Source organism: Herbaspirillum sp. SJZ106, assembly GCF_006715495.1.
Taxonomy (GTDB): domain Bacteria; phylum Pseudomonadota; class Gammaproteobacteria; order Burkholderiales; family Burkholderiaceae_D; genus Herbaspirillum.
Genome location: NZ_VFNI01000002.1, coordinates 658,173 through 669,570 on the forward strand (window position 1 = coordinate 658,173; position 11,398 = coordinate 669,570).

The following is an 11,398-nucleotide window of genomic DNA, read 5'->3' on the forward strand; positions in this document are numbered from 1 at the left end:
TCGTTTCAAATGCTGTGGGGGGAGGCTGGCTAGGGAACGCGCAGGGCGCGCACGAAGAGTTGCCAGCATAGGCAGGCGTCGGACGACAGGCCATAAGACGGCGCCGACATCGGCGGTCAGACATGCTGAAGAAGAGTTGGCGGGCGCCGCGGCTCCCGCATTCGCGGCAGGCCTGGGCGTACACGGCACAGCCCTGCTATTCGAACAACAGGCGGACATCGTCCAGGTTCATTTCCTGCGTTGCCGTTGAAATCGGGTCATATTCCTACGATGCGCTGCGCCGTCTGCCGACATTCAGGCGAACCGGCTTTCACGATACTCAAGCTTGGCCCAGCTTCGTCCCCGTTCCTCTTCTCCATCACGAAACCATGGCAGCTACCGACGGTTCCAGTATCGCTTGTATGCTCAATGAGCTCATCGCAGAGCGCATCGACCAGTGCCCCCAGGAAGCGCTGCCATCCCTGGTGGGCGACATCCTGTGCGAGATCGTCGACAACCGCCTCGATCTCCTGCCGCTGCCCGGCAGCGGCGCCACATTGGAACGATGGCGGGTGCTGGCCGCCATCGCCGGACGCGACCTGAGCCTGTTCAAGTTGTATGAAGCCCATACCGATGCGCAGGCCATCCTGGCTGAGGCCGGCGTCACCGACATCCCGCCGCTATCCGTGTGGGGCGTGTGGTGTGCGGAGCCTGCCGGTGCGATGCTGCATGCGCGCCGTATCGCGGCGCAAGGATCGCTGGTGCTTGACGGAGAAAAACGCTGGTGTTCCGGCGCGATGTTCGCCACGCACGCACTGCTCAGCTATCGCAACGAACAGGGGCAAGCCTGCCTGGCCGCGGTGGATCTGGGGCAGGACGGTATCGCGCTGGAAGACGATGGATGGAAAGCCGTGGGCATGGCTGCCACGCGCACGGCCACCGTCAGGCTCACTGGCGTCCATGCGACTCCGGTCGGAGCGCCCGGCTTCTACCTGGAACGGCCGGGGTTCTGGCACGGTGCCATCGGCATCGCCGCTGGCTGGTACGGCGCAGGCGCTGCATTGGCGGAAAAGCTGCGCCAGGCATTGCACAATAAGAACGACCCGCATGGATTGGCGCACTTGGGCGAGGCCGACTGCCAGTTGAGCGGTGCGCTGAACCAGCTGCGCGAGAGCGCGCGTTTCATCGATGCGAACCCGGCCACCACTGTCGACCGGCTGGCCCTGTCCACCCGCCTGCAGGTAGAGGCTGCCAGCCAGGCTGTACTTGGCCATGTCGGCCGCGCCCTGGGGCCTGCTCCCTATTGCCTGGATCGCCACAGCGCACGCATCCTGGCCGACCTCCCGGTGTTCCTGCGCCAGAGCCATGCGGAGCGGGATCTGGCGCAGCTCGGCACCTTATGCATTGAGGGCGAGGAGTCGCCATGGCGACTCTGAATGCCTGCGTAGAGGATGCGCCGTCCCGCCATATCGACATCGACGGCGGCACGCCGGAGCATGTCTGGCAAGCTTGCGGCAAGCTCGAGGCGCTACCGGCAGTCGAGCTCTGCGAGCTGGCGCCCGCACGCTCCCGCGCAGTCATCCTGGCGCCGCATCCCGACGATGAAACGCTGGGCTGCGGCGGCCTGATCGGCAGCCTGGCGGCGCTGGGCCGGCAAGTCAGCGTGGTGGCGGTCAGCGATGGCGAAGGCAGCCATCCGCAAGAATCGAAGCTGCACGCCCGGCTGCCGGAAATGCGCGCCCGCGAAAGCCTCGGCGCCTTGCGCCATCTTGGCCTTGGCGACGCGGCCATCCAGCACGTATGCATTCCGGACGGCGCGGTGACGGCGCATCTTCCTGAACTCAAGAAGTGGTTGCGCGCTTACCTGCACCCGACCGACATCCTGTTCGCGCCCTGGAGGCTGGATGGACATCCCGATCACGAGGCCGCAGGCCATGCGGCGAACGAGATGGAACAGGAGATTGGCTGCAAGCTGGTCGAGGTGCCCATCTGGACCTGGCATTGGGCCCGCCCCGACGATTCGCGCCTCCCTTGGGGGCGTGCCAGGAGCCTGCACCTGACGCCGTCCGCAGAACGCAGCAAGCGCCTGGCGATGCAATGTTACCGGAGCCAGATAGCCGAGGATGAGGGCCGCATGCCGGTTCTCCCGGCTAACGTCCTGGCTCACTTCGTCCGTCCTTACGAGGTATTTTTCTTATGACTGCACTTGCGACCACCGCCGAGCACTTCCGCTCCTTGTATGCCAGCAGCGCTGATCCCTGGCATACCGCCGACAGCTGGTATGAACGACGCAAGCTGTCCATCCTGCTCGCCACTTTGCCCAAGCCACGCTTTTCCAGCGTCTATGAGCCCGGCTGCGGCAATGGCGCACTCACCGTCGAGCTGGCTGGGTGCTGCGAGCGCCTGCTCGCCTCGGATCTCTGTGACGAAGCTGTGCGCCTGACGCTTGAGCGCGTCAACGGGAACAGCCATGTGCAGGTCTCCAAAGAATGCCTGCCGGAGCAGTGGCCCGTCGGGGGGGAACCGGCATTCGACCTCATCGTGCTGTCCGAGCTGTGCTACTACCTGGACGACGAACAACTGCGCACGACCGTCTCACAGTCCGTTGACAGCCTCCTTCCCGCAGGCCACCTGCTGGCCTGCCACTGGAAGCGCCCCTTCGACGACAGGCAGCAGGAAACAGCGGCCATCCACGCCCTGTTTACGGCACACGGCGCACTGCGCGTCTGCGCACACTATGAAGATGAGGAATTTCGCCTCGACATATGGCAGAAGCGAAGCACGGGAGAAGCCGCATGATCGGCATCGTCATCCCGGCCCACAATGAGGAAGAGTTGCTGGACGGCTGCCTCGCCGCCGCACGCATCTCTGCCACACATCCCACCCTTCTGCTCGAACCGGTGCGTATCGTGGTGGTGCTCGACGCCTGCACCGACGATTCCGCCGCCGTTGCCCGCCGCCATCACGTGGATATCGAATACGTCGACGCCATGAATGTCGGCCATGCGCGCGCACACGGGGCGCAGCGCATGCTGGCCGGCGGCGCGCGCTGGCTGGCATTTACCGATGCCGACACGCTGGTCGCGCCCGATTGGCTCACGACCCAGCTGGCGCTGCGTGCCGATGCTGTCTGCGGCACGGTCGGCGTGGCGGACTGGCGCGAACACCCGCGCCATGTCTGGGAGAAATTCCGGTCGGAATATTGCGACCGCGACGGCCACGGCCATATTCACGGCGCCAACTTCGGCATCTCGGCCGAGGCCTACCTGCGTTGCGGCGGCTTCAAGCCGCTCTCCTGCCATGAAGACGTCGATCTGGTGCGCGCGCTGCAAGCCACCGGCGCTGCCATCGCCTGGAGTGCGGCGCCGCGCGTGACCACCAGCGCGCGACTGGCCAGCAAGTCGCGCGGCGGCTTCGGCGACACCTTGCGCAGTTGGGCGCAACCTGTATCCATCGAGCGCGGGTATCCTTGACGGCGGATAGCCCTGCCGAGGCGGGCAACCAGTCGGTTGCCGAGATGGCGCCGATGCCCAATGGGTGATTGCCGCACTCAGGTATTCTGGCCCGTTGTCACATCGATTTTAGGCTGTGGAGTGTCTAGAGTTTCCGGGGGCGATTCAGATATCGTTTAGAAATATTGCGCACATAGATCCAAACCGAAAGAATGCTCACGTAAATACCGACGCCATGTGACCGAGGATTTAGCGATATCCATGGAGTTCAGAATGAAAGCATCCAGTCGTCAAAATTCACGGCAACCGTCTGGCGGTCTGCAATAGTTCACGCTCACAACAATCCACAGCACATATGGTTAAACCAGGCCGCGCAATCGCAACTTCCCGATAGCCCATTCTGAATAAGCAGGAAATCACTTTCGCTCCGCGCGCATGTGCCCTCTCTTACGCTGCAATTCCGCGCTCTGAAAACACGACAGAGCAACTAGCTGAAATTTATTTCATTAAACGGAGTACACCCATGTCAATGATTCTTAACAGCGGATCCTGTTTTTTCAACAGAACCCTCAGCGATAAACTCATCCAACGCGCCATTGAAGGCTCATCAAAAGAAACATCTATCCATATTGGAATTTGGGAAAAAATTAAGGATTGGTTTTGCGGAACCGATTCAAAAAGCGCACTGGATAAAATCTACGACCTGACCCATGCAAACGAAAATCCATCCGAGAATAATAAAACCGAATTTGTGCTTAATAGGGCCGTAATGTTTTTTGATCTTAAACATATGGCGTACCCTGCCTATCAAGACAGATTTCAAGCATCTATTATTAAACTCGACAACGGCTCTCTTGCCTTTTCCTTTTCCATCAAGGACGCCATGGATGAACGAACTCTTCCTTACGGAGACGTGCACAACGAAATTCATAGCGTAAACGAAAGGAATTTAACCAATGATAGTGAATTTCTAGATAAGCGTTCTGTAGAAGAATATGGACTTCATGGAGCAATGTCCACGGTCGAATATGACCTTCAAAAAGACGAATTCAAAGGAATAAATGAACATAATCAAAGAAGGATCAACTCGCACTTATTGCGCCATGAAACAAAGGAGAAGCTATCGGAATATCCGGAACTGGCTCAAGAGTGGATTAGATGGCAGGCTAATTGTTATGACCATTATGCTTCTCTAGACCAGTCCTTGATGACAGGCGGCTCACTGCACCCTGCAAAATTAATAGGGACAGATGATGAATGGATGTACGATCTTTTTAAATCCGTCAATGAAATTAGAGCTGAAACCAACCAGGCTATAGCCGATAAATTTAATGCCGCCATTTATAAGGCTTTTCATTCTGGAATGCCATATTACTCATCTTTGAAAAACACTTCACCCAGGCCGATGATATGCCCTTCCGGTGACTTGACCTGAAAAACTGGTCCGACTTGAAATTCCATATGCTATTGAAAAGGAGAGTCAGACCATGCCCAAGAAGAGATTTACGTCCGCAGACATCATTCACAAGCTGCGCGAGGCAGAAGTCATGTCTGCGCAGGCTAAGACAGTTGTCCAGTCCTAAAATAGATTGACAGGTTTTACTGCCATGCAAAACGCCCGATGCACAGCATCGGGCGTTTTGTATTTCAAGGCTGTATGCGGCTTCTCTCGGTTATACATCCTTACCGATTGCGCAACCATCTTCGCAGCTTGCGCCAGATTCTCAGGACGGTTCAGAAGGAACTCGCCCTTGAGGATGCCATTGACTCGCTCGGCCAGAGCATTCTGGTAGCAGTCGTAGTCATCTGTCATCGAACAGACCAAACCATGTCGGCGATGGATTTCCTGGTAATACGTCGAGAAATATTGAGTGCACCTGTTACTGCACCTGGCAATCGTGTCCGCGATCTTGGGTTCGTGCAGGGCGAACCGTACCATTCAGACTTTATACGATAGGATGATCGTTCACCGAGACCTGCGGCAGAGTAGGGCAATGAGCGGGGCCAGCGCTACCTCGTTGAGTGCCCATGCATTGCATTGTCGTCAGGTAAATATCTTTGCCGTTGGGAAAAATGCAATTGTCATTTTGTATAGAGCTCACTCCTATTTATGAAATGAGTTCTAGTTATGGTGGGCAAGTGCTTGACACTATATCTGGCGGAGATTGCTTAAGCGGAGGAGCGCGCGCTCATGGATAAAATACCTTGGATCGGTAAGGTATGTGTGGGGGGGATTATGAATGTATCGTATCGTCGGCGATGGCTGTGGGCTATCGCAAGCTTATTGCTGGCCGGGATGACACAGGCGGCAGACCGGACGGTCGTCATTGGTTGTGCGGCGCCCTTGTCGGGGCCTTCAGCTGCGACCGGCGCTAGTTTGGTGCGTGCTGCGCAGATCGCGATAGACGATCTTAATCGGCAACCGATCTACCTTAATGGCGACAAGCTAGTGTTCAAGCTGCTCAGCCAAGATGACCGTTCTGATCCGCGCACTGGTGTGTTGGTGGCTAACTATCTGGTCAAGAGTGATGTAGTGGGGGTGGTGGGGCATTGGAATTCAGGCGTTAGCCTTTTGGCCTCACGCATCTATAACGAGGTAGAGTTGGCGCAGATTGCGCCCGGTTCGACTGCGCGCAGCTATACGCAACAGGCGTTTTCGACCACTTTTCGCATTGTGGCGCATGATGATGAAGGGGGCGTTATGATTGCCGAATACGTTCTACGTGAGATGAAGGCTAGGCGCATCGCCGTGATCGACGATGGGACGCCTTTCGGTTCCGGCTATGCGGGCGAATTCAGCAAACAGGTTGTGGCGTTGGGTGGCGAAGTGGTCCTGCAGGGCAGGATTAGCCATAAGACCTCCGATTTTAATGACGTGATGAAAGCCGTCAAGGCGGCCGCACCGGATGTGATTTTCTTCGGCGGATTGGATGCCCAGGCGGGCCAACTGGTACGAGAGATGAGGCGCTTCGGTACCACAGTGCCGCTGATCGGTGGCAGCGGATTGGTCAGTGCGCTATTCCTCAAGACCGCAGGCGATGCCGGCGAGGGTACGATAGGTTTGGAGCCAGGTGCGCGCTCCTACAAGGGTGAACAGTGGCAGCGTTTCGAGAAGGCTTATTCGGCGCAGGGTGCGGCGCGCGAGGACATGAGTATTTATGCGCCGTTCGTCTACGATGCGGTACGGATGTTGGCGGCGGCGATCAAGCAGGCTAATACGCTGGATCGGCGCAAGATCACGCAAACCCTGCATGAGATTCGGTACGAAGGTATGACGGGCAGCATTGCCTTCGACACCGAGGGCAACGTGCGCAATCCGATCCTCAGTTTTTACCAGGTCAAGAATCGGCAGTGGATGGCAATACGCACCATCGGAGGGAGAAAAGAATGAACAGTGGACGATGGACGGCATTGTTCCGAAGGCAAACGGCGTCCGGGCGGTGCGGCAATGGTTCGCGGCGCCGGACGCTGGCAGCCATGCTCCGCAGTGGGACATGGCTCATCTTACTGCTGGCGGGCGGGAGCGCTTGGGCTGACGATACTGTCGAGGTCGCGATCGGTTACTCGGGGCCTTTGTCGGGAATGCCCGAGCTGTATGGGCGCAGCTTGGCTGATGCCGCGCAACTGGCGGTGGACGAGGCCAACCGGCGCAACGTCAGGTTGCAGGGAAAGCGTGCGGTGTTTAAGCTGCAGGTTCAGGACGACAAGCACAATCCAAATACCGCGGTGGCGGTGGCGAACTATTTTATCAAGTCGGACGTAGTCGGCGTGATCGGAAATACCAGTACCACGGTTAGTCTGGCGACCGAGGGCAGCTACGAAGCTGCCATGTTGGCTCATATCTCGCCAGCCTCGACCGGCCGCTCTCTTACGCGGCAGGGACATCGCAGCGTGTTTCGGGTAGTCGGACACGACGGCGCGGCGGTGGATTATTTGAGCCGATACCTTGTCGAGAACATGAAGGTCAAGCGGATCGCTGTGATCGATAATGGTACGCCGTTTGGCACCGGGTTGGCCGATTCCTTCGTCACTTCCTTCGGCAAGGCAGGGGGTATTGTCGCTGGCCGCTTTTCGGTGACTGGACGTACCTACGATTTCAATGCCGCACTGGAGCAGGTGCGAGCAGCCAAACCCGAGCTGATTTTCTGGGGCGGCAATGCGGAGCAGGCTGCCATGTTGACGAGTTCCGTAGTGCGGCTGAATATCGGTGCCAAGGTGGTCAGTTCGCAGATCGGCGCAGCTAGCTTAGCCTTCTTAGAGACAGCGGGCTATGCGGCCGAAGGGACGATCATGTTGGAGTCGGGCTTGCCGCCGGAGAGAATGGCTGGTTGGAAGCGTTTTGAAAACGCCTACAACAAGCAGTCATCGGTGCCGATCAATCCGTTCACGGTGTTTGCCTACGATGCTGCCAATGCCTTGATCGCGGCGGTGGAACAGGCCAAATCCACCAATCGCAAGGCCGTCATCGACAGTTTGCATGCCTTGCGTTACCAGGGCGTCACCGGCCTGATCAGTTTCGATGCAAGTGGCGATGTTGTTCATCCAGCATTTACCATCCTGCGCGCCGAGCGCGACAAGTGGAGGGTGATCAACACCAGCGCGGAAAAATGAGTCATGCCGCCCCGAGGGTAGCGGCGAATTTCAGTTCAGATGCGGCTGCGTCAATGATCCAATGGCAGAAGGGCGTGAAGGTTTGAGATTCCAAGCCTCTTCTTGTAAAGCACTCTTATAAGTGACCATTTCGGTATACGTAATGGAAAATATAGAATGGGCCATATTGGATGTGAACGGACGCCACCCAGCGCCAGAAAACAAAAAACCCGCGTCTCGTAAGAGAAGCGGGTTTTTCGGACGACGCCGCATACACATGAAATGTCCATGCAGCGACGGGTATCTGGTGGTGATAGGTGGACTTGAACCACCGACCCCAGCATTATGAGTGCTGTGCTCTAACCAACTGAGCTATATCACCAGAAGCAAGCCAGACACTATAGAAGCATTGCGACCGTCTGTCAATAGGGTGGCCATTTTTTATGATGGATGCCCGTTCAGCTGGCCTGGCGGGCTGCCAGCGCCTGTTCCACCTGATCCAATACCTTTGCCGTGGCATCCGGGGCATTGCAATCGACCACGATGCGCTCCGGCATGGAGCGCAGCCAGGTAAGCTGCCGTTTGGCCAGTTGGCGGGTGGCGGCGATGCCTTTTTCGCGCATGGTGTCGTAATCGATGAGGCCGTCCAGGTATTCCCAGGCCTGGCGGTAGCCGACGCAGCGTATCGACGGCAGGCCCAGGTGCAGGTCGCCGCGCGCGCGCAGGGTATTGACTTCGTCCAGCAGGCCGCCGCCGCTGAGCATCTGGTCGAAACGCAGGGCGATGCGCCGGTGCAGCACGGAACGGTCGGACGGCTCCAGCGCCAGCGGCAGCAGATCGAAGGGCAGCGGTTCCGGTTCTTTCTGCGCCAGCAGCGATGACATCGGCTGGCCGGTCAGCAGCGTGATCTCGAGGGCCCGCTGGATGCGCTGGCTGTCGTTGGGTTTGAGGCGTTCGGCAGTGACCGGATCCAGCGCGGCCAATCGGGCGTGCATGGCCGGCATGCCTGCACGGGCGGCTTCCTCATCCAGTTGGGCGCGCAGCGCGGGATCTGCCTGCGGCAATTCGTCCAGGCCGTCGCGCAGCACCTTGAAGTACAGCATGGTGCCGCCCACCAGCAGCGGCAGTTTGCCGCGCGCGGCGATCTCGCCGGCCAGGCGCAGCGCATCCTGGCGGAATTGCATGGCCGAATAGGCGTCGGCCGGGTCGATGATGTCGATCAGGTGATGCGGCGCCTCGGCCAGTTCCTGCGGGCTGGGCTTGGCGGTGCCGATATCCATGCCGCGATAGACCAGGGCCGAATCGACGGAAATGATTTCGCAGGGGAGGCGGCGGGCGATCTCCAGGGCCGCCGCGGTCTTGCCGGAGGCGGTCGGCCCCATGATGGCCACGGCCAGGGGAGGTGCTGCCATGCTAGGGCGTGCCATCGTGCATAACACGCTTTATTGTCCGCGCAGGAACAGCTTGTCCAGGTCGGACAGGGCCATCTGGCTCCAGGTCGGCCGGCCGTGGTTGCACTGGTCGGCGCGTTCGGTGGCTTCCATCTGGCGCAGCAGCGCGTTCATCTCGGGAACGGTCAGGCTGCGGTTGGCGCGCACGGCGGTGTGGCAGGCCAGCGTGCCGAGCAGTTCGTTGCGGCGCTCCAGCAGCACGCGCGAGCCGCCGTATTCGCGCACGTCGCGCAGCACGTCGCGCGCCAGCGTCTGGGCGTCGGCGTTCTTGAGCAGTGCCGGCACCGCGCGCACGGCCAGCGTGGTGGGCGACATCACGGCGATGTCGAAGCCCAGCGCAGAGAGCGTTTCCTGGTGTTCCTCGGCGGTGCCGACCTCGACCGCGTCGGCGTAGAAGGTGACCGGGATCAGCAGCGGCTGGACGAACATCTCGTTGCCATCCAGCGCGTTTTTCAATTGCTCGTACAGGATGCGTTCGTGGGCGGCGTGCATGTCCACCACCACCAGGCCGGCGCTGTTTTGCGCCAGCACATAGATGCCGTGCAACTGCGCCAGCGCGAAACCGAGCGGGAAGTCGCCGGCCGGCAGGTCTTGCGGCGCTTGCGCGCGCGCCGCGGCATCGCCCATGTTTTGCGGCGGCGACATGGCGGCGTCGCCGCGGAACATGGCGCCATAGGCTTCTGAATTCTGGCGCACGCCGAAGCCATCGCCGCCGAACGAAAAGGGCTTGGCCGGCTGCGCGGCGAACTGGTTGGCGAACGAGCCTTGCTGCTGTTCGCGCATCCACGGCAGCGGCGCGCCGGCGGCCGGTTGTTGCAACTGCGGGGGCGGCGCATTGCCGAAGGACGTGGCCGATGTCTGCGCCAGCGCGCGGCTGACGGCATGGAACACGAACTGGTGCACGCTGCGGCTGTCGCGAAAGCGCACCTCGATCTTGGACGGGTGGACGTTGACGTCGACCAGCGCCGGGTCGAGTTCCAGCGACAGCGCATAGGACGGGTAGCGGTCGCCGTGCAGCACGTCCTGGTAGGCCGCGCGCACCGCGTGGGTCAACAGCTTGTCGCGTACGAAGCGGCCGTTGACATAGAAATACTGGCTATCGGCGCGCGCCTTGGAGGCGGTCGGCAAGCCGACGAAGCCGTGCAGGCGCAGCGGGCCGGCAGCTTCGTCCAGCGGCAGGCGCGCGTTGGCGAATTCGTCGCCGAGGATGTGGGCGCTGCGCTTGGCGAATTCGCCGACGTTCCAGTGGTCGACGGTCTTGCCGTTGTGCGAGAGCGAAAAACTGACATCCGGCCGGGCCAGCGCGATGCGGCGCACGACTTCGGCGCAATGGCCGTATTCGGTCTGTTCCGACTTGAGGAACTTGCGGCGCGCCGGCGTATTGAAATACAGGTCCTGTACGTCGATGGTGGTGCCCTGGGCGCCCGAGGCCGGCGAAACGGCGCCGTGCTGCGAGCCGGTGATTTCCCAGGCGTGGGCGGCGTCGGCGGTGCGGGTGGTGACGGTCAGTTGCGCCACCGAGGCGATCGAGGCCAGCGCCTCGCCGCGAAAGCCCAGCGTGCCGACGTTTTCCAGGTCGGTCAGCGAGGCGATCTTGGAGGTGGCGTGGCGCGCCAGCGCCAGCGGCAACTGCTCGGGCGGGATGCCGCGGCCGTTGTCGGTGATGGCGATGCGTTTGACGCCACCTTGCTCCAGGCGCACCGTGATCTGGGTGGCGCCCGCGTCCAGCGCGTTTTCCAGCAGTTCCTTGACCACCGCCGACGGGCGTTCGATCACTTCGCCGGCGGCGATCTGCGAGATCAACTGGTCCGGCAGGGCCTGGATAGGGCGATAGGTCGGCGTGGCGGAGGAAGAGGAAAGCGGTGCGTTCATGGCGCGATTATACCGCCGCGGACAGGGCCGGGCCCAGGGGCGCTCCGTCCCCGG

At 60.3% G+C, this 11,398-nt stretch carries 9 protein-coding genes, 1 tRNA gene and 1 pseudogene; 7 read left to right on the plus strand and 4 right to left on the minus strand.

Annotation, left to right across the window (positions count from 1 at the left end):
- Positions 1 to 368 precede the first annotated feature (368 nt).
- From FB598_RS08215 to FB598_RS08235, 5 genes are all read left to right on the plus strand, one after another.
- Positions 369 to 1,415, plus strand: a complete 1,047-nt coding sequence (locus FB598_RS08215) for an acyl-CoA dehydrogenase (RefSeq protein ID WP_221292217.1) — start codon at positions 369 to 371, stop codon at positions 1,413 to 1,415.
- Positions 1,403 to 2,179: a PIG-L deacetylase family protein gene (locus tag FB598_RS08220; RefSeq protein ID WP_141913638.1), complete on the plus strand. Its 777-nt coding sequence runs from the start codon at positions 1,403 to 1,405 to the stop codon at positions 2,177 to 2,179. Before FB598_RS08215 ends, FB598_RS08220 begins: the two co-directional genes overlap by 13 nt.
- Positions 2,176 to 2,778 (plus strand): SAM-dependent methyltransferase, encoded by a 603-nt coding sequence (locus FB598_RS08225; RefSeq protein ID WP_141913637.1) that lies wholly within the window; start codon positions 2,176 to 2,178, stop codon positions 2,776 to 2,778. The genes FB598_RS08220 and FB598_RS08225 overlap by 4 nt, the downstream gene beginning before the upstream one ends.
- Complete coding sequence (locus FB598_RS08230; RefSeq protein WP_141913636.1) at positions 2,775 to 3,452, plus strand: glycosyltransferase family 2 protein; 678 nt, start codon at positions 2,775 to 2,777, stop codon at positions 3,450 to 3,452. The genes FB598_RS08225 and FB598_RS08230 overlap by 4 nt, the downstream gene beginning before the upstream one ends.
- 502 nt (positions 3,453 to 3,954) lie before the next feature.
- The gene (locus FB598_RS08235; protein ID WP_141913635.1) at positions 3,955 to 4,866 is read left to right on the plus strand and encodes a hypothetical protein; all 912 of its coding nucleotides are present in this window, start codon (positions 3,955 to 3,957) and stop codon (positions 4,864 to 4,866) included.
- A gap of 144 nt (positions 4,867 to 5,010) precedes the next feature.
- Here the strand turns inward: FB598_RS08235 and FB598_RS08240 are convergent.
- A pseudogene (locus FB598_RS08240) lies at positions 5,011 to 5,358 on the minus strand (integrase core domain-containing protein); the annotation flags it as partial.
- A 264-nt stretch (positions 5,359 to 5,622) separates the two neighbouring features.
- Here FB598_RS08240 and FB598_RS08245 point away from each other — a divergent pair.
- A complete protein-coding gene (locus FB598_RS08245) occupies positions 5,623 to 6,822 on the plus strand; it encodes a branched-chain amino acid ABC transporter substrate-binding protein (protein WP_255463861.1) in 1,200 nt (399 codons plus the stop codon).
- Complete coding sequence (locus FB598_RS08250; protein WP_141913634.1) at positions 6,819 to 8,042, plus strand: branched-chain amino acid ABC transporter substrate-binding protein; 1,224 nt, start codon at positions 6,819 to 6,821, stop codon at positions 8,040 to 8,042. The genes FB598_RS08245 and FB598_RS08250 overlap by 4 nt, the downstream gene beginning before the upstream one ends.
- A gap of 284 nt (positions 8,043 to 8,326) precedes the next feature.
- Here FB598_RS08250 and FB598_RS08255 read toward each other — a convergent pair.
- The 3 genes from FB598_RS08255 to mutL all read right to left on the minus strand — a co-directional run bounded on the left by FB598_RS08255 (position 8,327) and on the right by mutL (position 11,344).
- Positions 8,327 to 8,403 (minus strand) — tRNA-Met (locus FB598_RS08255).
- A 76-nt stretch (positions 8,404 to 8,479) separates the two neighbouring features.
- Positions 8,480 to 9,433, minus strand: coding sequence for a tRNA (adenosine(37)-N6)-dimethylallyltransferase MiaA (miaA, locus tag FB598_RS08260; RefSeq protein WP_141913633.1), 954 nt, complete (start codon positions 9,431 to 9,433; stop codon positions 8,480 to 8,482).
- Positions 9,434 to 9,463: 30 nt separating this feature from the next.
- The gene (gene mutL / locus FB598_RS08265; RefSeq protein ID WP_141913632.1) at positions 9,464 to 11,344 is read right to left on the minus strand and encodes a DNA mismatch repair endonuclease MutL; all 1,881 of its coding nucleotides are present in this window, start codon (positions 11,342 to 11,344) and stop codon (positions 9,464 to 9,466) included.
- Between the last annotated feature and the right edge of the window lie 54 nt (positions 11,345 to 11,398).

Coding starts and splice junctions, on each gene's coding strand:
- FB598_RS08215 (WP_221292217.1), top strand. CDS start 369: ATGGCAGCTACCGACGGTTCCAGTATCGCTTGTATGCTCAATGAGCTC.
- FB598_RS08220 (WP_141913638.1), top strand. CDS start 1,403: ATGGCGACTCTGAATGCCTGCGTAGAGGATGCGCCGTCCCGCCATATC.
- FB598_RS08225 (WP_141913637.1), top strand. CDS start 2,176: ATGACTGCACTTGCGACCACCGCCGAGCACTTCCGCTCCTTGTATGCC.
- FB598_RS08230 (WP_141913636.1), top strand. CDS start 2,775: ATGATCGGCATCGTCATCCCGGCCCACAATGAGGAAGAGTTGCTGGAC.
- FB598_RS08235 (WP_141913635.1), top strand. CDS start 3,955: ATGTCAATGATTCTTAACAGCGGATCCTGTTTTTTCAACAGAACCCTC.
- FB598_RS08245 (WP_255463861.1), top strand. CDS start 5,623: ATGGATAAAATACCTTGGATCGGTAAGGTATGTGTGGGGGGGATTATG.
- FB598_RS08250 (WP_141913634.1), top strand. CDS start 6,819: ATGAACAGTGGACGATGGACGGCATTGTTCCGAAGGCAAACGGCGTCC.
- miaA (WP_141913633.1), bottom strand. CDS start 9,433: ATGGCAGCACCTCCCCTGGCCGTGGCCATCATGGGGCCGACCGCCTCC.
- mutL (WP_141913632.1), bottom strand. CDS start 11,344: ATGAACGCACCGCTTTCCTCTTCCTCCGCCACGCCGACCTATCGCCCT.